This is a genomic window from Pseudodesulfovibrio alkaliphilus (assembly GCF_009729555.1).
Classification (GTDB): Bacteria; Desulfobacterota; Desulfovibrionia; order Desulfovibrionales; family Desulfovibrionaceae; genus Pseudodesulfovibrio; species Pseudodesulfovibrio alkaliphilus.
The window spans coordinates 551,063-572,181 of record NZ_WODC01000001.1; the positions used below are offsets into that span (position 1 = coordinate 551,063).

The following is a 21,119-nucleotide window of genomic DNA, read 5'->3' on the forward strand; positions in this document are numbered from 1 at the left end:
TCCTTACAGCTTGCGGACGTTGGCCACAAAGACCTTGGTTTCGGGGATGCCGGTGTTGGGATCGCCCACCGCCGGGGTCAGCAGGTTGGCCGAGTCGCCGCCGCTGCCATCGTGGGGCATCTGCCAGCCGAAGTGCCAGGGCAGACCGATCTGGTGGGTGGTCCTGCCCATGACCGTCAGCGGACGCAGCCGCTTGGTGACCATGGCCACGGCCCAGACGCTGCCCCGGATGCTCTCGACCATCACCTTTTCACCGTTTGCAATTCCCTTCTCCCTGGCCAGTTCCTCGCTCATTTCCACGAATATCTGGGGCATGGCCTCAAGCAGCCACGGCGTATGGCGAGTCATGTGGCCGGTCTGCCAATGCTCCGTGACCCGGAAGGTGGTGGCCACCAGGGGGTATTTGGGATCGGCCACGGCCAGGGCCTCGCGGGCGAAGCGCAGGACCGCGGGGTTGTTGAGTTCCTTGGAGAAACTATGGGCCTTGAAAGGTGTCTCCATGGGTTCATAGTGCTCGGGGAATGGGCCGTCCTCGCGGCCGGGGCCGTAGAGCTGGCCAAGGCCAGCCGCTTGCATGATGAAGGCGTACTTGGCGCCGGGCGCCCAGCCTCCATCGGGCACGTCGCCGATCCACTTGCCGCCGTCCCAGCGGACCACGGCCTTTTGCGGGGCATAGGGCTTGCCGGTGTTGTCGCAGGAGGCGCGGTTGTAGAGGATGCGCCGGTTCACGGGCCAGCACCAAGCCCAGTTGGGGAACAGACCGATGTTGGCCTGCTCCGGGGTCTGCTCCTTGCTTCGCCGGGCGGCCATGTTCCCGCTCTCGGTGTAGGAGTTGCAGTAGAGCCAGTTGCCCGAGGCCGTTGAGCCGTCGTCCTGGAGCAGGGCGAAGCTGGGCACCTGGGTTCCCTTCTTGTAGGTCTTGCCGTCAATGGTCACGTCGCGGGTGAAGTGGCCGTTGATCAACCTGGCCACTTTGTGCGGATCAAAGTCATGGCCGCTCTTCCACATGTCCACGGACAGGTTCTTGATGGGCTCGGGCAGGGCGCCGCCTTCCTTTTCGTACAGGGCGCGAATGGCGTCGTAAAGCTCGGTCATGATGTGGCCGTCGCTCTTGGATTCGCCCCGGGGAACCGGTCCCTCGTAGCGCCACTGCATCCAGCGGCCCGAGTTGATGATGGAGCCTTCCTTCTCGATGGACACGGCGCAGGGCAGGAAGAAAACCTCGGTCTTGATCTTCTTGGGGTCCTGGCCGGGACCGCGCCAGAAGGAGCCGGTCTCGTTGTCGAAGATGTTGACGTTGACCATCCAGTCGAGGTTGGCCATGGCCTTCCTGTTTTTGCCCGCGTTGGCTCCGCCGCAGGCCGGGTTCATGCCCCAGGCGAAGAACCCCTTGAACTCGCCCTTGGACATGGCGTCAAAGAGCTGGAGCCATGTGTAGGTCTTGCCGTCCTCGGCCTTGGGCAGCCATGCGTATGCCTGCTCCGCCGTGGCCGCCGGGTACATGGCCTTGAGGAAGCTCGCCATGTATTTGGGGGTGTTCTGCCACCAGGCTGCGCTCATGGGGTCTTTGGCTCCCTCAAGATGCGGCTTGGTCTTGGCGTCGATATACGTCTTGTAGTCCGCAAGCCCCGCATTGGGAGTGGCCAGATATCCTGGCAGCAGATGCCACAGCAGGGCGTGGTCCGTGGACCCCTGGACATTGGACTCGCCGCGCATGGCGTTGACGCCGCCGCCGGCCACGCCGATGTTGCCAAGCAGCAGCTGGACCATGGCCATGGTGCGGATGTACTGCACACCCACGGTGTGCTGTGTCCAACCCATGGCGTAGAGGATGGTTCCGGCCTTGTCCGGCTTGCCGGTGGCCGAGTAGAGCTTGTAGAATTCAAGCAATTTCTGCTTGTCCGCGCCGGAAACCGAGGACACGGTGTCGATGTCGTAGCGCTCGTAGTGCTTCCTGAGCAGGTTGATGACGCATCTGGGGTGCTTGAGGGAGGGGTCTTTCCTGGGTAGCCCGTTCGCGTCCCGCTCGAAGGCCCACTGGGACTTGTCGTAGGAACCGGCGTAGTCTTGGTCGTCGCCGTTTTTCGTGTACCCGGTGAACAGGCCGTCGTTGAAGCCGAACTTCTCGCCCACCAGGGTCGAACCGTTGGTGTGGGTCAGCACGTAATCCTTCTGGATCAGGTCGTTGTCGAGGATGTACTTGATGAGCCCGCCGAGGATGGCGATGTCCGTACCGGCGCGGATGTGGCAATGCAGGTCTGCCCTGGACGAGGTACGGGTGAAGCGCGGGTCGAGATTGATGAGCTTGGCCCCCTTGTGCATGGCCCTGGTCACCCACTTGAAGGAGATGGGATGGTTCTCTGCCGCGTTGCTGCCCATAACCAGAACGCAGTCGCTGTTGGCGATGTCGTTCCAGTGGTTGGTCATGGCGCCGCGGCCAAAGCTCTCAGCCAGGGCGGGCACGGTGGAGCTGTGGCAGATGCGGGCCTGGTGCTCGATGTAGACAAGGCCGAGGGAGCGCAGGATGGACTGGTAGGCCCAGCACTCCTCGTTGTCGATGGCGGCCGAGCCCACCGAGGCGATGCCGTTGCACCGGTTGACCACCTGTCCCTTGGCGTTTTTCACGGCAAAGGTGGCGTCGCGGGTCTGCTTGACCCGCTTGGCGATCTCGCCCAGCGCCCATTCCCAGGACACCTCTTTCCATTCCGTGGAATAGGGGGCGCGGTAGCGAGGGCGCGGGGGGCGCTCGTCGTTCTCGGCCAGTTGCCAGATGGACGCGCCCTTGGCGCAGGTGGACCCTTCATTGATGGGATGGTCGGGGTCGCCCTCTGTGTTGATGGCCCGCTTGGTCTTCAGGTCGGTGTTGACGATCAGGCCGCAACCCACGCCACAGTAAGGGCAGATGCTGGTGGTCTGTCGGCTCCACTTGGGATCGAGCATGGTCACCCTGTCCAGGGCCTGGGCGTCGGGAACGAAGCCCAGCCCGCTAAAGGCCGCGCCCACCGCAGTGGCGGCCGTTAGTTTGAGAAATCGTCTCCTGTTGATCTTCATTGGTACTCCTCGTGTTGTCGGTTGTGTCATCTTCCGCGAATCTCGCGGCTTAGGGTGAGCAGCAGACCGTAGCCATGGACTTTGAGCGGCGGAACGGCGATCGCCTCGGGTTCGCCCTGGACGGCCCATCGGGGCCGCATGTCCAGGGCGATGACCTCCACTGCTTCCAGACTGTGCCCCAGTCCTGAAAACGGGGACGGCACGGCTGACTGCGGAGATGACGTGCCTGTTTTGCCGGTTGACAAGAACACTCACACCTCCTTTGACAGTATTGAGCATCCCGCGGGAGCGGGACGTATCCGGGATTGAATGAATAAAACGCATAGAAAGGCCACCTTGGCAGACAACCCTGCGCACTGCGGGACAAACGCACTGCACCGGCTCTCACCGAGGCAAGAAAGGAAGGGGTTACGGCGTGTTTTCGGGAAAGATTCAGCCAGCGGACCGGACTTGAAGGCGCAGGTCTAGGCCTTGCCGGTCTAGGTGACGTCTCCCGGAGCTGGAGCCTCTGCCTGACATATCGGCGGCCTGCTCTGCGGGGCGGTGTATGAAGGGGACCAGACCTGATTCCCATGACGCACCAGTCAGAGTCGCCAGGCCATGACACGCGGCCCGAGGAACAGTCTTGTCAGGTTGTTGATGGGAATCGCTCCACGACGGAGCAGACGGGACAAGGAGGATGACAATCGTGTGTGCTGCAGGGAATCGCAACGAGGAGGGATGCTGCATACGGTCGCCACCCCCCGACGGGCGCGGCGAGGCAGGCCACCACCTCTGGGCGGGAGAGTGGCTCCGGCAGCCGTTTTCCGTCCGCTTGTCGTGCTGTGCATCTTTGCCCGCGCTCCTTTGGCTCGACTGCACCATATGCCCCTGTCAAAGGAATGCAAACAAGCCTATCAGTAACACGAATCGGCACAATTGTGCTCTTTTCGACACAATTGTGGGCAGCAAGAGAACAAAGAGGCACGGGCGAAAAGGATGATGGAGGGGAAGTGGTCGGACGGCAAACGGCGAGCCCCCTGCCGGGACTGAGACGGCAGGGGGCTCTTCACAAGGGGGAGGTGTCGCGCTGCTACGCTGCTGAGAAAGTCTCGCTTCGGGCGGGTGTCGCTTGTCCGGGAGCCTCCTTCCCGACGACTTGGCCCGTATTTGAAGAGACACATAGCAGAAGACGTGCCAAAATATAAAACAAATGAAATTGGAGTGTTACAATTCAAGAGAGGTGCGCCCCTTGTGCAAATGTGCAAGAAGCCACCCTGTCGCGGGGCGATGAATTGCACTTTTCGGCGTCGGCTTGGGGGGAAAACGCAAAAAAGCTGCCGCCGAGGAGTCGGCGGCAGCGCAAAAAGCGATGGGAAGCCCTTGCTGCTAGACTTCGGCCTTCTTGGCCACGGGCTTGATGATGGCGCCGTTGCGGATGCAGCGGGTGCACGCCTTGACGCTCACCACCTGACCGGACTCAAGCTGATGGCGCACCTTCTGCAAGTTGGGCATGAAGCGGCGCTTGGTCTTGATGTGGGAGTGGCTGACGTTGTGGCCGGTCTGGGGGCCCTTACCGCATATATCGCAAACCTTGGACATGGCGACCTCCTGGGTACTCTTCAATAATCGTTGGAGATTTTTTTATCCCCGCCTCCCGGAAGGCGAGGCCCTCCATGCTGCGGGAGAAATTCTTTACCGAGTTGAAGACCAAATGGCAAGGGGTTTTTTCTTGACAAGGGAAAAAGTTCCCATATACGAAGCATCGGTTGCCCGCGCCGGGATTTCCGGCCGCCGGGCGGAGGACACGATGCAGGAACATTGGATTGCCATCAGCGACATTCCCGCCCAAGGCCGGGAGATTGTCTTCGACGACCAGACGCTGTGGCGCCAGGGGTGCGACGCGTATTCACTGAAGGTCAAGCCCGGACGGGATTTGGTGGCGGTCTTTACAGTCCTGCCTCAAGACAACGGGGCGCTGGTGCGCGGCACCCTTGAGGGCTCCGTTTTTCTGCCTTGCGACCGTTGCGCAACGGACTTCGAGTTCGCCATCGACACCAGATACGACCTGTTCGAGCAGTTGCCGGGAGGCGAGGACGAGGCGGACGAGGAGCCCCGTGTGCGCGAACAGGGAGGCGAGTTGCAGCTCGACATCGGTGCGCTTCTGTGGGAGGAGTTCGCCCTGGCCCTGCCGGTCAAACCCTTGTGCGCCGAGTCGTGCAAGGGCGTGTGCCCCGGCTGCGGGGCGGACCGCAACACCGAAGTCTGCCAGTGCAAGGCAGATGAAGGCGACGAGCGGCTTGCGGTCTTCCGCACCTTGAAGCTAAAGTAGCGCTCCGGCATGTTGGCGCTTGCCAGCCGGTCCGCACTGCACTAATACGATCACAACCAGTTTTAGCGAGGTATACATCATGGCAGTTCCCAAGAAACGGACTTCCCGCTCCCGCAAGGGCATGCGCCGCTCCCACGATCACGTGGCTGTTCCCAATGTCGTCTACTGCGAGTGCGGCGAGCCCACCCTCCCCCACCGCGCCTGTTCCGTGTGCGGCAACTACAAGGGTCGTCAGGTCGTCAGCGGCGACAATGCCTAACACCGGGGCGCAGACCGCTCCACGCATTGCCGTGGATGTCATGGGGGGCGATTTCGGCCCCCAGGTCGTCGTGCCTGCTGCGGTCGAGGCCGCGCGCGACGGCATTGCCGTCGTCCTGGTGGGCGATTCGGCACGCATTGAGAGTGAGCTTTCCGGGCTCAACACCGCCGGGCTGGACATCACCGTCGTGCCCGCTTCGCAGGTCGTCGAGATGGACGACAAGCCTTCGGACGCCTTACGGCGCAAGAAGGACTCGTCCATCCAGGTGGCCTGCCGTTGCGTTACCGAGGGACGCGCCGACGGAGTGGTCAGCGCGGGAAACTCAGGAGCCACAGTGGCCTGCGGCATGTTCGTGCTCGGCCGGATCAAGGGCGTCATGCGCCCGGCCCTGGCGGGAATCATGCCCACCGAGAAGAACCCGGTGGTGCTCATCGACGTGGGTGCCAACGTGGATTCCAAGCCCCTGCACCTGCTCCAGTTCGGCCTGATGGCCGATGTGCTTTCCCGGTGTGTGCTTGGCGTCTCCAACCCGGCCGTGGGCCTACTCTCCATCGGCGAGGAGGAGGGCAAAGGCAACGCCACCGTCCGCGATGCCTTCGAGCTGATGCGTCAGTCCGACCTGCGTTTCATCGGCAATGTGGAAGGACGGGACATCTTTACCGGCGACGTGGATGTGGTGGTCTGCGACGGCTTTGTGGGCAATGTCGCCCTCAAGCTGTCCGAGGGGCTGGCCAAGTCCATGAGCAACATCCTGAAGAAGCAGCTCCGGTCGAGTTGGCTCTCCAGGCTGGGCACCCTGCTTTCCATCCGCGCCTTCAGGCGCTTCAAGAAGGTGGTCGATTACGCCGAGTACGGCGGTGCGCCGTTGCTCGGGCTCAAAGGTCTCGTGGTGGTCTGCCACGGCAAGTCCAACGAACTGGCCATTGTCAACGCCATCAGAATGGCCGCCACCAGTGTGCGCAACAAAATGCACGAACACTTGGCCGAGGGGCTGGCCGCCCACAGCGGGCTGGCTGGCAAAACCGAAAAGGCTTCCAAGGACGCGGCCTGATCAGACCCACTGCGCCGAAGCGGCGGGCATCCGCCGCGCCGCTTGACCCGGGCAGACCAAACGCTTACACCACCCACCTATGCACACCAATTTCATTCTCCGGGGTTTCGGTCATTATGCGCCCGAGCGTGTGCTGACCAACGCGGACCTCGAAAAGATCGTGGACACCACCGACGAGTGGATCACCACCCGCACCGGCATCAAGCAGCGCCATATCGTGGCCGAGGGCGAAGCCTCGTCCGACATGGGCCTTGCGGCCGCCCGCAAGGCGTTGGCCGCCGCCAACATGGCCGCTTCGGAGCTGACGCACATCGTCTTTGCCACCTTCACGCCGGATTACCCCATCCCCTCGGCTGCCTGCGTACTTCAGGAGAAGCTCGGCGTCTCGGGACAGATGTGCCTCGACGTGCAGGCGGCCTGCTCCGGGTTTCTCTACGCCATGGAGACGGCGCGAGGCTATGTGGCCCTGAATCCGTCGGCCAGGGTGCTGGTGGTGGCCGCAGAGGTGGTCACCAGCCGGGTCAACTGGGAAGACCGCGCCACCTGCGTCCTCTTTGGCGATGCGGCGGGTGCGGCAGTGCTTACCAACGGCGACGCTGACGAAACCCCAAGAGTGGTGGACATCATGCTCGGCGCGGACGGCGGCCTGGGCGATCTGCTCACCGTGCGCGGCGGCGGTTCGGCCATCCCCTACAAGCTCGGCCAGTCTGTGGGCGAGGAGTATTTCGTCGAGTTCCAGGGGCGCGAGGTGTTCAAGCACGCCGTGCGCCAGATGACCGGCATCAGCGAGACCCTGCTCTCGCGGCACGGCCTGGCCAGCGCCGATGTGGACGTGCTCATACCCCATCAGGCCAACTGGCGCATCATCGATGCCGTGGGCCGCAAGCTGGGGATTCCCGTGGAGCGCGTGTTTTCCAACGTGGACAGATACGGCAACACCTCGGCCGCGTCGGTGCCCGTGGCTCTGTCCGAGGCCCTGGAACTGGGTGTGATCAAGCCGGGCCACCGGGTGCTGGTTCCCACCTTTGGCGGGGGCTTCACCTGGGGCGCCATGCTGGTCCAGTTCTAACGCTCCGGCACCGGCCCGGGTCGCGTGATCGTCACCCGCCGGTCACGCCCACGCGACAGGAAGATGGCATACCCCGGACCAAGCGGCCCCCGAGTGTTTGCAGTCCGGGCGGGTTTGGTATATTGGGGGCTGACCAACGAGCTGACCATGAGGTATTTCGATGAGTGATCTTCCTAAAATCGCCTTGGTTACCGGCGGTTCCCGCGGCATCGGCCGCAAGGTGGCCGAACGGCTGGCCAGTGACGGGTTCGAGGTTTTCCTGACCTATGTGAGTCGGCCCGAGGAAGCGGACAAGGTGGTGGCCGCCATCAAGGCCGAGGGCGGCAAGGCGCGGGCCTTCCGGCTCGACTCCGGCGACCGGGATGCCATTGCCGCGTTTTTCAAGGACGAGATCAAGGGCCAGGGCACCCTCGATGTGCTGGTCAACAACGCGGGCATCACCCGCGACGGCCTGATGATGCGCATGAAGGACGAGGACTGGGACACGGTCCTGCGCATCAATCTCACCGGCTGCTTCGCCTTTCTCAAGGAAGCGTCGAGAATCATGGGCAAACAGCGCTCCGGGCGCATCATCAACATCACCAGCATCGTGGGCCAGATGGGCAACGCAGGCCAGGCCAACTACTGTGCGGCCAAGGCAGGGCTCATCGGCCTGACCAAGTCCGCCGCCCGCGAACTGGCCGGGCGCAACATCACTGTTAACGCCGTGGCCCCGGGCTTCATCCAGACCGACATGACCGATCAGCTGCCCGAGGCCGTTGTCCAGTCCATGCTCGCGCAGATTCCGCTCAATACCCTCGGGCAGTCCGAGGACATCGCCGCCGCCGTCTCCTTCCTCGCCGGGCCAGGTGCCGGATATATCACCGGCCAGGTTCTCGGGGTCAACGGCGGCATGTATATGTAATTGAAATAAAACAAAAAACAATCGTATTGGAGGAAAAAATGTCCGAAGTAGCCGCAAAAGTCAAAGAGATCATCGTGGAGCAGCTTGGCGTGAACGCCGAAGAAGTTGTCGATGGTGCCGCATTTGTCGAGGATCTCGGTGCGGACTCCCTGGACCTGACCGAACTGATCATGGCCATGGAAGAGGAGTTCGACCTCGAGATCGACGACGAGCAGGCGCAGAAGATCATCAAGGTCCAGGACGCCATCGCCCACATCGAAAAGGCTGTGGGCTAACCCGCCCCGACCGAACGCGACGAATCACGAGAGCGTCTTATGCACACATTGGTGTAAGACGCTCCTTTTTTCTTTTTCGAAAACGCAGACAGCACGGATATCCATTATGAACAGGGTTGTCGTCACCAGCGTTGCGGCCGTTACCCCGCTTGGCAACGACGTTGAGACCAGTTGGCAGAATCTTCTGGCCGGCAAGTCCGGTGTGGGGCTGATCACGAAATTCGACACCGCCGAGTACGAGACCAGGATCGCCGGCGAGGTCAGGGACTTCGACCCCACCATCTACATCAACAAAAAAGAAGCCCGGCGCATGGAGACCTTCACCCAGTTCGCGGTCTGCGCCTGCAGGATGCTCTTTCGCGACGCCGGATGGTCCATCCCCGAATCGGAAAAGGATCGGGCCGGAACCATCATCGGCGTTGGGCTCGGCGGTCTGCACAGCATTGAGGAGATGCACTCCAAGCTGCTGGAGAAAGGCCCGGGCCGCATCTCCCCGTTTTTCATCCCCATCCTCATCGCCAACATGGCCGCTGGCCAGGTGTCCATCGAGGCCGGGGCCATGGGACCGAACATCTGCACCACCACCGCCTGCGCCTCGGGCACCCACGCCATTGGCTGCGCCTACACCGACATCGTCATGGGCCGGGCGGATGCCATGATCTGCGGCGGCGCGGAATCCACCATATCGCCCCTCGGGGTGTCGGGCTTTAACGCCATGAAGGCGCTCTCGGTGCGCAACGACGAGCCCGAGAAGGCTTCGCGGCCTTTTGACGCCGACCGTACCGGCTTCATCATGGGCGAGGGCGCGGGGCTGCTGCTCCTTGAATCCCTGGACCACGCCAAGGCGCGGGGAGCCACCATCCTGGCCGAGGTGGTCGGGTTCGGCGCTTCCGGCGACGCCTATCATATGACAGCCCCGCCCGAGGACGGCTCTGGCATGGCCCTGGCCATGGCCGCCGCGCTCCGCGAGGCCAGGGTGGACCCGTCGGCAGTCGACCACATCAACGCCCACGGCACCTCCACCAAGCTCAACGATCTGTGCGAGACCCGGGCCATCAAAACGGTCTTTGGCGACCATGCCTATAATATCGCCATCTGTGCCAACAAGTCCCAGATGGGACATCTGCTCGGCGCGGCCGGCGGGGTGGAGGCGGTTTTTGCGGTCAAGACCCTGGCCGAAGGCGTCATCCCCGGCACCATCAACCGCGAGACGCCCGACCCGGAATGCGACCTCGACGTTTGCGCCGACGGACCGCGACAACAGCAGGCCGAATATGCGCTGAGCAACTCCTTCGGCTTTGGCGGCACCAATGCCTGCGTCCTGTTCAAGCGCTTCACCGGATAACAACAAGGGAGGCTGAACGGCCTCCCTTTTTTGATATAAAGCGGATCTCCACCCCGCATGGGACGGTGGGTGCGGCCGCCGCCGGGGATGAATGTCCCCGCGCCCGGAAGCCGCCAGAAAACCGGCCGCGCCGCATGAGGCGGTGGGAAGCCATTCGTATTCACCCCCAAAACGAGGTTCACACCATGGAAGAGTTGTTCGTACAAGACCCTGAAATCGCAGCGGCCATAGCCAACGAGATCGACCGCCAGGTCAGCAAGCTCGAACTCATCGCCAGCGAGAATTTCGTGTCCACGGCCGTGCGTCAGGCCCAGGGCAGCGTCATGACCCACAAATACGCCGAGGGCTACCCCGGCAAGCGGTGGTATGGCGGCTGCGAGTTCGTGGACATGGTCGAGGACATGGCCCGCGACCGGGCCAAGGAACTCTTTGGCGCTGCCTATGCCAACGTCCAGCCCCACTCCGGCTCCCAGGCCAACATGGCCGTCTACTTCGCGGCCTGCAAGCCCGGCGACACCGTGCTGGGCATGGATCTTTCCCACGGCGGGCACCTGACCCACGGCAGCCCGGTCAACTTCTCGGGCAAACTCTTCAACATGGTGCATTACGGCGTCTCCCGGGAGACCCAGACCATAGACTACGACCAGGTGGAAGCCCTGGCCAAGGAACACCGGCCCAAACTCATCATCGCCGGAGCCTCGGCCTACCCGCGTGTCATCGACTTCGCCCGGTTCCGCGCCATCGCCGACGAGGTGGGCGCGAAACTCATGGTCGACATGGCCCACATCGCGGGCCTCATCGCCGCGGGCGAGCACCCCTCCTGCATCGAACACGCCCACTACACCACCACCACCACCCACAAGACCCTGCGGGGGCCACGCGGCGGCATGATCCTGGGTGGCGAGGAGCTGGAGCAGGAGCTGAACTCCAACATCTTTCCCGGCATTCAGGGCGGGCCGCTCATGCACGTCATCGCGGCAAAGGCCGTGTCCTTTGGCGAGGCGCTTTCGCCCGGATTCACCGAGTATCAGCAGCAGGTGGTCAAGAACGCCAAGGTGCTGGCCGCCAGCCTTCAGGAGGCCGGATACAAGCTGGTCTCCGGCGGCACGGACAACCACCTCATGCTCGTGGACCTGACCGACAGGGACTACACCGGCAAGGACGCGCAGATCGCCCTGGACAAGGCGGGCATCACCGTCAACAAGAATACCATACCCTTTGAGACCAAATCCCCGTTCCAGACCTCGGGCATCCGGTTGGGCACCCCGGCCCTGACCACCCGCGGCATGATCGAGGAAGACATGATCGTGGTGGCCGAGGCCATTACCGCCGCCCTTGAGAACATCGGCGACGACAAGGTGCTCAAGGAGATCAGCGAAGAGGTCGAGGAGTTCGCCCGCGAGTTCCCGCTCTACGCATGGTAGATCGACATTGAACTGATTCGAAATGGAGGGAGCGGCCCGAGGGTCGCTCCCTCTATTTTTGCGCGATGAGGCGGGCGGGGAACAAGCAAGCTGCAAAGATCCACTGGCGGCTTGGTGGCGTATTGCGGCGCATCAAACAAAAATGGCTCCAGATAACCATCTGAAGCCATTTTGATTTTTCCTGGTGGAGACGAAGAGATTTGAACTCTCGACCCCTGCCTTGCGAAGGCAGTGCTCTCCCAGCTGAGCTACGTCCCCTTGGGTTGAGGCTTGTTATCGCTTTTTCGGGGCGGGGACAAGTGTTTTGACGGGGGCAGGATGATTTTGCGACCATGGCGCGGTCACAATCCAAGGGCGGTGACAATGGCGTCCACCCGGTGGGCGTAGGTGTGCTCGCCCAGGATGAGCTCGCGCCAGGCTCGGCGCAGGCCCGGCGTAGCCGGATCGGCGCACAGGCTCTGGAACAAAGGCTCGATGTCCTTTGGCGCGGCAAAGGTGATCGGCCCGGTCAATTCGGCCGGAAAGATGGAGAGGCCGGGATTGGCGTCGGTCAAAAGCAGGCCCCCTGCGCACCAGACATCGAAATGGCGCTGGGTCAGTCCGGCCGGGAGCTGCATACCAGTGACGTTGAGGCTGGCTCCGGCCGCGCCGTACACAGCGGGCAGGGCCGCATAATAGTCCAGGGGCGGGCGCAGCTCGGCGCGCAAGCCCGGCGCGGCCTGCCATCCCTCGTCGCCGAAGACGACGGCCTGCGGTCCGGCCCCGGTCAGACAGCGGGTACGCCAGAGGTGCCCTGCGGCCTCGGCCCCTGCGCCCGGACGGCGGATTTCGCTGCCCGGCCACAGAGGCGCAGGAACGCGCCGCCGCCACCAGTGATGGTCGGGCCGCTGGCCGTTATCCAGCATGGCCCCGGCCTCGGCCAGCAGGGAGGGGTCCGGGACCAGCCCGGCAAAGAAGCGCTCCTTGTGCGGAAAGGCGGAGCGGCCCACGAAGACAAGCCTGTCCGCAAGGCCCTGGGCGCAGTCGGGCAGCGGACCGGGCCGTGCAAACAGCTCCGGGCTGGTGGCCAGGGGCAGATGCCGCACCCAGTGCGCCCCGGCTCCGATGAGCGGACCGATAAAGGAATGGTCCGTGACAAAGAGCCGCGCCCGCCGCCAAAAGCCGGATTTGATCCCGGTGAGCAGATTGCAGGGATTGTCCACCAGCCAGACCGCCACCCTGGCCCCGGCCTCGCGCAACAGGGAGAATCCGAGGCCAAAGGGCTCAAGTCCCCGGAAATTGACGCTGAGGAAGAGGTCGGGAACATCCTGGGCCAGCATGCCGGGAAGCTCGGTGCCCGGCGAGCGCTCCAGCCCCTCGCGCTCCACCGTGACCACCCGGAACCCGCGTGACTCGAAGGCCAGGACCAACTCCCGGGTCATCAGGTCGCCCTTGGCCGTGGGCAGCCACACGGTCCGGGGCCTGCCCCGGTCGCGAGACGGCGCGACGCGGGCCTTGGCCAGCGCGGCTCGGGCGGCCAGAGGGGCATAGAAGGAAGGGAACGCCTTGAGCCCCGGCCGGTAGCGGATGACCGTGGCAGAGGCAGCTCGCTCTGTGGTGAAGCCTCCGGGCGTCAGCGGCGTGAATCCGGCCGGGACGGCCCCGGCCCAGCCAACGACCTGCTCGGCCATGGCCGGGCACTCGAGGAAGTCGGCGGTCGGGAAATTCGGAAAGAGCGCGGCCGTTCGGGCCGGGTCAGGCCCCAGGCCAAGAAACACGGCGTCCGGCCCTCCGGGCAGTACCTCGAACTGATCCGGCCCATCGGGCAGGGTCTGGGCATTGCCCAGTTCGTTGACGATGCGGACTCTGGCGGGACGTGGTACCATGCTGCGCTTGGCTTTTTCGGCGGATTCGGCTACCAATCGCTCCACGCCGGGCAAGGAGCGGTGCCATGAAACAATACCAGGACAAATACTTCAAACGGGCCAAAAAGGAAAACTACGCGGCCCGGTCCGTTTACAAGCTCAAGGAAATGGACAAGCGGTTCGGCCTCTTCAGGAAGGGACAGACCGTCCTTGACCTGGGCGCAGCCCCGGGCTCGTGGTCGCAATACGCCGGGGAACGGGTCGGCCCCCAGGGGCGGGTGCTGGCCGTGGACATCCAGGCAACCCGACACACCTTTGCCGACAACATCACCTTCCTCCAGGCCGATGTCTTTTCCGACGCGCCGGAACTGCTGGCGGCCATGGAGCCGCTGGCGCCCTTTGATCTTGTTATCAGCGACATGGCCCCCAAGACAACCGGAATCAAGTTCGCGGATCAGGCCAACAGCCTGGAGCTGTGCGAACGCGCCTTTGAGGTGGCGATCAGGCGGCTTAAACGCGGCGGCCACTTCGCGGTCAAGATTTTCGACGGTGCAGAAACCAAGGCGTATGCCGACTCCCTGCGGCCACATTTCGAAAAAGTGAAGTATTTCAAGCCGTACAGCTCGCGCTCCGAAAGCAAGGAGCTCTTTATCGTTGCGCTTGGCTTTGTCGGCACAGACGGATAGTATATTCGACCGTTTTGAACCCAATCTTTCTTTGCACATCCTTTGAGGAGGACATATGGCCGGACACAGCAAATGGGCGAACATCCAACATCGCAAGGGTCGCCAGGACGCCAAGAAGGCGAAATTCTTCACCAAGGCAGCCAAGGACATCATCCTGGCCGCCAAGGCGGGCGGCGGCAACCCCGAAGATAACTCCGCCCTGAGGCTGGCCATCCAGAAGGCCAAGCAGGTCAATCTGCCCAAGGACAAGATCGAAAACGCCATCAAGAAGGGCACTGGCGAGCTGGCGGGCGGCGATTATGCCGAGGTCGTGTACGAGGGGTATGGACCGGGCGGCGTGGCCATGCTCGTGGACGCGGCCACGGACAACCGCAACCGCACCGTGGCCGAGATCAGACACATCTTCAGCAAGCACGGCGGCAGCATGGCCGAGGCCGGAGCCGTGGCCTACCTGTTCAGCAAGAAGGGCGTCATTCTCTTTGACAAGGAGAAGTTCACCGAGGACCAGCTCATGGAAGTGGGCCTGGAGGCCGGGGCCGAGGACATCGTGGACGACGACGATTCCCTGGTGGTGCACACCGCGCCCGGCGACTTCATGGCCGTGCAACAGGCCTTTACCGACGCGGGCATGGAATACGAATCCGCCGAGGTGGGCCGTGTGCCCGAGACCCTCATCCCCGTGGACGTTCCTACCGGCCGCAAGACAATGAACCTCTTCGACGCCCTCGAGGACAACGACGACGTGCAGAAGGTCTACCTCAACGCCGATTTCCCGGACGAACTGTTCGAGGACGAGTAGGCGGGCGTGCGCCAGGGCAGCGTGGTGGTCATGGGGCTCGACCCCGGCTCGCGGGCCACGGGTTACGGCATCGTCCGCGAGTCCTCGGGCCAGGCCGAGCTGGTGGCCACCGGGGTCATCCGCACCCCGGCGGGAAAGGACATGGGCACGCGCCTTGGCGTCATCTACGCCCGGCTGGCCGAATTGATCACGGCCCACGGCCCGGCGGAGGCAGCCATCGAGAATGTTTTCGTGTCCAAGAATCCGTCCTCGGCCCTCAAGCTGGGCCAGGCCCGCGGCGCGGCCATGGCCGCCTGCGCCACCCACGGCCTGAGCGTGGCCGAATACGAGCCGAGCAAGGTCAAGAAGAACCTCGTGGGCGTGGGCGGTGCGCCCAAGGATCAGGTGGCCTTCATGGTTGCCCGCAGCCTGGGCATCAAGAAGCCGGACTGGCCCGAGGACGCCTCCGACGCTTTGGCCGTGGCCATCTGCCACCTCAACGAGCGGCGCATGCGCAGACTCATCGACGGCTGACCGCCCCGCTTTCGAAACAGGAGACAGGTTCGCCCGACGCTGGCCGGGTGAACCTTTTTTCCCGCAATGCGGGCGGGCGGCTACTGGCTGTTCTTGCCCTTGCCTGCTTCCGGGCCCTTGGCGGCGTCGGCCCCATTGCCCTTTGCGTTCACCGAGGGATGCACGCCGGTCTCGTTGGCAATGTCCCCCCATCCCATGCCTGACTCGCGCATGGCCCGGATCTCGGACGGCGAACGGCCGCTCCTTTCGGCGATGGCCCTGACCTGCGCCTCGTCGAGATTGTGCGCCGCGATCCCGAAGCGCTCCCTGGCCCGCTCAAGCTCCACGGCCGCTTCGGACTGCTGCCACCGGGTGCCGCGCCGGTTGACCTGCTCATACCGCTCCTTCGCCCTCCTGACCCGTTCCTCGGCCCGGTTCGCCTCCCGGACCACAGCCTCGCCCACCAGGGAGACGAGGTCGTCCCTGGACAAAGGGGCCGTATCCCGAGCCGCAACCAGTGTCGGCATGACCAGCGAGGCGGCCAGGGCCATGGTCAGCAGAAAGGTGTTCGGGCTGGTGTTCGCGGCGGCATGGTGCATGGCGGCTCCTTGTGTTGAATCTTCATATACACCCATCGCGCCGGAAAAGTCACTGTGAAGGCGCATCGCCACAGGGGTGAGCATTCCCTTTGAATGTCTTGCCGCGATGGGGTACACCATGGGCACGGAGGGGCCGCATGATCGGATATCTCAAGGGAACGGTATTGTCCGTGAGCGACAAGGGACTGGTGCTGCTCACTCCAGGCGGAGTGGGCTACGAGGTGGCCGCGCCCACCTCGGTGCTGGCCCGGCTGCCCGGCCGGGGAGGCGAGGCAGCGCTCTTTGTCCACACCCAGGTGGGCGAAAAGGCCATTGATCTTTTCGGCTTTCTCGAAAACGACGATCTCGACCTTTTCCGCACCCTCATCTCCATCGACAAACTCGGCCCCAAGAAGGCCCTTGCCATACTCTCCATGTTCGACGCCGGGCATCTGCGCGAGATCGCCTGGCGCGAGGACGCCGACACCCTGGCAACGGTGCCGGGCATCGGACCGAAATCCGCCAAGCAGATACTCTGGCACCTCAAGGACAAGGTGGACAAACTCGCCCCGGCCCACGCCCCGGCCAAGGGCGAAGGGCCACGCGTCGAAGGAGGACGGGGCGAGTACCTCGACGCCCTTGCGGGCCTCAAGGGGCTGGGGTATCAGGAGGATGAAGTGAGACCCATGCTGCTGGAAATCTTCGACGCTGAACCAGACCTCGACGCCGCCTCGGCCATCCGCACGGCGCTGAGGCGCATCGCGGCGGCCCGCTCATGAGCAAGAGCACACTCCCCGAAGAGAGCGTCCGGCCGCGCCGCCTGTCCGACTTCATCGGCCAGGACGAGCTGCGGGCCAACCTCGATGTCTTCATCCGCGCCGCCACCGAGCGCTCGCGGCCCCTTGACCACACCCTGTTCTACGGCAATCCCGGCCTGGGCAAGACCACCCTGGCCCGGATCATGGCCAGCGAACTGGGCGTGAACATGGTCACCACCTCCGGCCCGGTCATGGAGCGCTCGGGCGATCTGGCCGCCATCCTGACCAACCTTGACCGGGGCGACATTCTCTTCATCGACGAGATCCACCGCATGCCCCCCACCGTGGAAGAAGTGCTCTACCCGGCCATGGAGGATTTCCAGATCGACCTGATCATCGGGTCCGGGCCCGGGGCGCGCACGGTCAAGCTCGACCTTGAGCCCTTCACCCTGGTTGGCGCAACCACCCGGCTGGGGCTGCTCACCTCGCCCCTGCGCGACCGCTTCGGCTGCATCTTCCGCATCGAATTCTACTCGCCCGAGGAGCTGGGCCGGATTGTGGAACGGGCCGCAGCCATCATCGGGGTGCGGGTGGAACCGGACGGTGCGCTGGCCATCGGACGACGGGCCCGGGGCACCCCCCGCATCGCCAATCGGCTGCTGCGCCGCGTGCGTGACTACGCCCTGGTCCACGGCGACGGGACAGTCACCCGCGAGATCGCCGAATCCTCCCTGGACCGGCTGGAGGTGGACCAGCACGGACTTGACGCCATGGACCGCAAGATTCTCTCCCTCATGGTCGAGAACTTCAGCGGCGGGCCGGTGGGACTCAAGACCATCGCCGCCGCCTGCGCCGAAGAAGTGCGGACCATTGAGGACATCTACGAGCCCTACCTGATCCAGTGCGGATTCCTCAAACGCACCCCGCGTGGACGCGTGGCCACGGCCAAGGCCTACCGCCATCTCAAACTGCGCATGGACGAACGCCTGGAGCTGCTCTGACCGGCCCTGGCCGCGCATCCTGCACAAGCGGCCTTGCTCGGTCCGCGTTTTGTGGTATGATGGGGCCAACCAACCTATTCGGAGGATACGATCATGGAACGATGGGAATGTCCCTGCGGCTACATCTACGACCCTGCCGAGGGTGATCCTGAGAACAACGTGGCCATCGGCACCCGCTTCGAGGACCTGCCCGACGACTGGGTCTGCCCGCAATGCGGCGCGGAAAAGGAATACTTCGAAAAACTGTAGTCACCCCCGCACAAAAAGGCTTGCGCCGCGTCGAAAGAGGCGTATGGTGGAGCCAAGGACAAAGGACCGTTTCCAGGTAACGCCAAGCACAACCCTGATTCAGCGAATCGGCAGCGTTTTCAGGCAACACCCAACAAACCGACCTTTGGCAGAGGCGTTGTATCACGGCAACATCTCGACAACATTTCCAGGCAGCCCCCGCTTATGGCGGGGGCTTTTTCGTCTCCGCCCATCCCGCGGCGAGGGACGCTCCCGCCGAATCAACCATTGCGGTCGCGGCGAGCTTCTCCATCCTTCCACCCGGCCCTGGCCTCCTCCCGCGACTCTTCGCACCCGCAAGCCTGCTGCCCTTCCGCCAATGAAAGCGGCCATCATCTCTTCGCCGCCCTCGCCCATATATATTAGACAACCCCCGACAAATGCCGTAGAAGACGTTCCGGTACACCCGGCCGCCCGGCCGCGCCCTGCGGGGCGGGACTCGTCACCACAGACACGGAAAATATGAGCAAGATAGACAATATCCGCAATTTCAGCATCATTGCGCACATCGACCACGGCAAATCGACCCTGGCCGACCGCATTCTCGAATTGACGGGCATGATCAACGACCGCGCCAAGAAGGACCAGTACCTCGACAAGATGGAGCTGGAGCGCGAGCGCGGCATCACCATCAAGGCGCAGACCGTACGCATTCCCTACACTGCGCCCGACGGCGCGAAATACGTCCTCAACCTCATCGACACCCCCGGCCACGTGGACTTCAGCTACGAGGTCTCCCGCTCCCTGTCCGCCTGCGAGGGCGCACTGCTGGTGGTGGACGCCACCCAGGGCGTGGAGGCCCAGACCCTGGCCAACGTCTACCTGGCGCTGGACAACGACCTCGAAGTCATCCCGGTGCTCAACAAGATCGACCTGCCCAGCGCCGAACCCGAGCGCATCGCCCGCGAGATCGAGGACATCATCGGCCTTGACTGCTCTGACCCGCTCATGGTCTCGGCCAAGAGCGGGCTCAACGTGGACCGGGTCATAGCGGCGGTGGTCGAGCAGTTGCCGCCGCCCAAGGGAGACCCGGACGCACCGCTCAAGGCGCTCATCTTCGACTCCTGGTACGACTCCTATCAGGGCGTGGTGGTCCTCTTCCGCATCATCGACGGAACCATCAAGAAAGGCGACACCATCAAGATTTTCTCCACGGGCAAGCGCTTCGAGGTCACGCGGCTTGGCGCCTTCATGCCCGAGGCCGTGGACATCAAGACCATGGGCGCGGGCGAGGTGGGATTTTTGTGCGCCTCCATGAAGGAGCTGGGCGATGCCCCGGTGGGCGACACCATCACCCTGGCCGACAATCCTGTGGCCGAGCCCTACCCCGGCTTCAAGCCGGTCAAGGCCATGGTCTTCTCCGGCCTCTACCCGGTGGAGCCCTCGGAATACGAAACCCTGAAGAACGCGCTGGAAAAGCTCCAGCTCAACGACGCGGCCTTCAGCTTCGAGCCCGAGACCTCCCAGGCCCTGGGCTTCGGCTTCCGCTGCGGCTTCCTGGGCCTTCTGCATATCGAAATCATCCAAGAGCGGCTCGAGCGCGAGTTCGAGGCCAAACTCATCACCACCGCGCCTTCGGTCATCTATCAGGTGGATACGGTGGGCGGCGACTCCCTGACCATCGACAATCCGAGCAAGCTGCCGGACCCCACCAAGATAGCCGCCATCCGCGAGCCCTTTGTACGCATGGAAATCCATGTGCCCAACGAATTCGTGGGCTCGGTGCTGGCCCTGTGCGAGGAAAAGCGCGGCATCCAGAAGAACATGGCCTACATCACGCCAACCCGCGTGGTCATCACCTACGAGCTGCCCTTTGCCGAGGTCATGTACGACTTCTTCGACAAGCTCAAGTCCTCCACCAGGGGATACGCCAGCCTCGACTACGAGATCATCGACTACCGCCAGGCCGATCTGGTGCGGCTCGACATCCTGATCAACGGCGACCCTGTGGATGCCTTCTCCTGCATCGTCCACCGCGAAAACGCGGCGCGCACCGGACGCTCCCTGGCCCTCAAGCTCAAGCGCTCCATCCCGCGCCAGATGTTCGAGGTGGTCATCCAGGCCGCCATCGGCAACAAGATCATCGCCCGGGAGCGCAACGCGCCCTTCCGCAAGGATGTCACGGCCAAGTGCTACGGCGGCGACATCACCCGCAAGCGCAAGCTTCTGGAAAAGCAGAAAGAAGGCAAAAAACGGATGCGCCGCATGGGCAATGTGGAGATACCCCAGGAGGCATTCCTCTCCGTCCTCAAGGCGGACGAAGACTAACCCGCTCACCCGCGAACAAGGCACCTATTCATGACCCAAAGCTCCCTCAAATCATTCCGCGACACGGTGGAGGCCATCGTGGTGGCCCTGCTGCTGGCCTTTGTCATCCGCGCCTTCGTGGTTCAGGCCTTCAAGATTCCCTCGGGTTCCATGCTCGATACCCTGCTCATCGGCGACCACCTGCTGGTAACCAAGTTCGCCTATGACCTGCGCCTGCCCTCCACGGTGTTTCTGGACACCACCGACGGCAAGGTGCTCTACACGGTGAGCGACCCGGAGCGCGGCGACATCGTGGTCTTCAAGTATCCCGAGGACGAGACCAAGGACTTCATCAAGCGGGTGGTGGCCCTGCCCGGCGAGACCCTCGAGATCCGGGAGAAGGTGGTCTACATTGACGGCCAGCCCCTGGACGAGCCGTATGTGCGCCACACCAAGCACACCATGGAGCCGGTGCGCGACAATTTCGGCCCCTACACCGTGCCCGAGGGCCAGTATTTCATGCTCGGCGACAACCGCGAGGCGTCCCACGACTCCCGCTGGTGGGGCCCGGTCAAGCGCGAAAAGATCGTGGGCAAGGCCCTGGTCATATACTGGTCCTGGGGTTCCATCACCGACGTGCGCTTTGGCCGCATAGGCACGCTGTTCCTCTAGGTTTCGACCCCGACACGGCTTGGGCCGCAAGGCCGTCGCGCCCCACGTCTCTCTGCCAAGGCCCA

21 protein-coding genes and 1 tRNA gene are annotated in these 21,119 nt (G+C 63.5%); 16 read left to right on the top strand and 6 right to left on the bottom strand.

Going from position 1 to position 21,119, the window contains the following annotated elements; all coding sequences use genetic code 11:
* Positions 1–3: 3 nt before the first annotated feature.
* The 3 genes from fdnG to rpmB all read right to left on the bottom strand — a co-directional run bounded on the left by fdnG (position 4) and on the right by rpmB (position 4,632).
* Entirely contained in the window at positions 4–3,051 is a 3,048-nt protein-coding gene (gene fdnG, locus GKC30_RS02645; protein WP_155932141.1) for a formate dehydrogenase-N subunit alpha, read from the bottom strand.
* Between the two features lie 26 nt (positions 3,052–3,077).
* Positions 3,078–3,254, bottom strand: a complete 177-nt coding sequence (locus GKC30_RS02650) for a hypothetical protein (RefSeq protein WP_155932142.1) — start codon at positions 3,252–3,254, stop codon at positions 3,078–3,080.
* Positions 3,255–4,419: 1,165 nt separating this feature from the next.
* Entirely contained in the window at positions 4,420–4,632 is a 213-nt protein-coding gene (rpmB, locus tag GKC30_RS02655) for a 50S ribosomal protein L28 (RefSeq protein WP_155932143.1), read from the bottom strand.
* A 208-nt stretch (positions 4,633–4,840) separates the two neighbouring features.
* On the opposite strand from rpmB, the gene GKC30_RS02660 reads away from it, so the two are divergent.
* From GKC30_RS02660 to glyA, 8 genes are all read left to right on the top strand, one after another.
* Positions 4,841–5,362, top strand: a complete 522-nt coding sequence (locus GKC30_RS02660; RefSeq protein ID WP_155932144.1) for a YceD family protein — start codon at positions 4,841–4,843, stop codon at positions 5,360–5,362.
* A 79-nt stretch (positions 5,363–5,441) separates the two neighbouring features.
* Positions 5,442–5,621: a 50S ribosomal protein L32 gene (gene rpmF, locus GKC30_RS02665; RefSeq protein WP_155932145.1), complete on the top strand. Its 180-nt coding sequence runs from the start codon at positions 5,442–5,444 to the stop codon at positions 5,619–5,621.
* On the top strand, positions 5,614–6,672 hold the full coding sequence (gene plsX / locus GKC30_RS02670; protein ID WP_155932146.1) for a phosphate acyltransferase PlsX: 1,059 nt from the start codon (positions 5,614–5,616) through the stop codon (positions 6,670–6,672). The genes rpmF and plsX overlap by 8 nt, the downstream gene beginning before the upstream one ends.
* 79 nt (positions 6,673–6,751) lie before the next feature.
* Complete coding sequence (locus GKC30_RS02675) at positions 6,752–7,741, top strand: beta-ketoacyl-ACP synthase III (protein WP_155932147.1); 990 nt, start codon at positions 6,752–6,754, stop codon at positions 7,739–7,741.
* 160 nt (positions 7,742–7,901) lie between these two features.
* Positions 7,902–8,645, top strand: coding sequence for a 3-oxoacyl-[acyl-carrier-protein] reductase (gene fabG / locus GKC30_RS02680; RefSeq protein ID WP_155932148.1), 744 nt, complete (start codon positions 7,902–7,904; stop codon positions 8,643–8,645).
* Positions 8,646–8,683: 38 nt separating this feature from the next.
* Positions 8,684–8,920 (top strand): acyl carrier protein, encoded by a 237-nt coding sequence (locus tag GKC30_RS02685; RefSeq protein ID WP_155932149.1) that lies wholly within the window; start codon positions 8,684–8,686, stop codon positions 8,918–8,920.
* Positions 8,921–9,026: 106 nt separating this feature from the next.
* Positions 9,027–10,265, top strand: coding sequence for a beta-ketoacyl-ACP synthase II (gene fabF, locus GKC30_RS02690; RefSeq protein ID WP_155932150.1), 1,239 nt, complete (start codon positions 9,027–9,029; stop codon positions 10,263–10,265).
* 185 nt (positions 10,266–10,450) lie between these two features.
* The gene (glyA, locus tag GKC30_RS02695) at positions 10,451–11,689 is read left to right on the top strand and encodes a serine hydroxymethyltransferase (RefSeq protein ID WP_155932151.1); all 1,239 of its coding nucleotides are present in this window, start codon (positions 10,451–10,453) and stop codon (positions 11,687–11,689) included.
* 182 nt (positions 11,690–11,871) lie between these two features.
* On the opposite strand, the gene GKC30_RS02700 is transcribed toward glyA, so the two are convergent.
* Both GKC30_RS02700 and GKC30_RS02705 read right to left on the bottom strand, forming a co-directional pair.
* Positions 11,872–11,947, bottom strand: a tRNA-Ala gene (locus tag GKC30_RS02700).
* A gap of 83 nt (positions 11,948–12,030) precedes the next feature.
* Complete coding sequence (locus tag GKC30_RS02705; protein WP_155932152.1) at positions 12,031–13,554, bottom strand: glycosyltransferase family protein; 1,524 nt, start codon at positions 13,552–13,554, stop codon at positions 12,031–12,033.
* A gap of 65 nt (positions 13,555–13,619) precedes the next feature.
* Here GKC30_RS02705 and GKC30_RS02710 point away from each other — a divergent pair, with 65 nt between their 5' ends.
* From GKC30_RS02710 to ruvC, 3 genes are read left to right on the top strand one after another with little or no spacing between them, the layout of a single operon-like run.
* Complete coding sequence (locus GKC30_RS02710; RefSeq protein WP_155932153.1) at positions 13,620–14,219, top strand: RlmE family RNA methyltransferase; 600 nt, start codon at positions 13,620–13,622, stop codon at positions 14,217–14,219.
* Positions 14,220–14,274: 55 nt separating this feature from the next.
* On the top strand, positions 14,275–15,018 hold the full coding sequence (locus GKC30_RS02715) for a YebC/PmpR family DNA-binding transcriptional regulator (protein ID WP_155932154.1): 744 nt from the start codon (positions 14,275–14,277) through the stop codon (positions 15,016–15,018).
* 30 nt (positions 15,019–15,048) lie between these two features.
* Complete coding sequence (gene ruvC / locus GKC30_RS02720; RefSeq protein ID WP_155932382.1) at positions 15,049–15,531, top strand: crossover junction endodeoxyribonuclease RuvC; 483 nt, start codon at positions 15,049–15,051, stop codon at positions 15,529–15,531.
* Positions 15,532–15,611: 80 nt separating this feature from the next.
* Here the strand turns inward: ruvC and GKC30_RS02725 are convergent, their stop codons facing one another.
* The gene (locus GKC30_RS02725; protein WP_155932155.1) at positions 15,612–16,109 is read right to left on the bottom strand and encodes a hypothetical protein; all 498 of its coding nucleotides are present in this window, start codon (positions 16,107–16,109) and stop codon (positions 15,612–15,614) included.
* A 137-nt stretch (positions 16,110–16,246) separates the two neighbouring features.
* On the opposite strand from GKC30_RS02725, the gene ruvA reads away from it, so the two are divergent.
* From ruvA to lepB, 5 genes are all read left to right on the top strand, one after another.
* The gene (gene ruvA, locus GKC30_RS02730; protein ID WP_155932156.1) at positions 16,247–16,867 is read left to right on the top strand and encodes a Holliday junction branch migration protein RuvA; all 621 of its coding nucleotides are present in this window, start codon (positions 16,247–16,249) and stop codon (positions 16,865–16,867) included.
* The gene (gene ruvB, locus GKC30_RS02735) at positions 16,864–17,847 is read left to right on the top strand and encodes a Holliday junction branch migration DNA helicase RuvB (protein WP_155932157.1); all 984 of its coding nucleotides are present in this window, start codon (positions 16,864–16,866) and stop codon (positions 17,845–17,847) included. The genes ruvA and ruvB overlap by 4 nt, the downstream gene beginning before the upstream one ends.
* 93 nt (positions 17,848–17,940) lie before the next feature.
* The gene (locus GKC30_RS02740; RefSeq protein ID WP_155932158.1) at positions 17,941–18,096 is read left to right on the top strand and encodes a rubredoxin; all 156 of its coding nucleotides are present in this window, start codon (positions 17,941–17,943) and stop codon (positions 18,094–18,096) included.
* A gap of 501 nt (positions 18,097–18,597) precedes the next feature.
* Complete coding sequence (gene lepA / locus GKC30_RS02745) at positions 18,598–20,403, top strand: translation elongation factor 4 (RefSeq protein WP_155932159.1); 1,806 nt, start codon at positions 18,598–18,600, stop codon at positions 20,401–20,403.
* A gap of 30 nt (positions 20,404–20,433) precedes the next feature.
* Entirely contained in the window at positions 20,434–21,054 is a 621-nt protein-coding gene (gene lepB / locus GKC30_RS02750; protein WP_155932160.1) for a signal peptidase I, read from the top strand.
* Positions 21,055–21,119 lie beyond the last annotated feature (65 nt).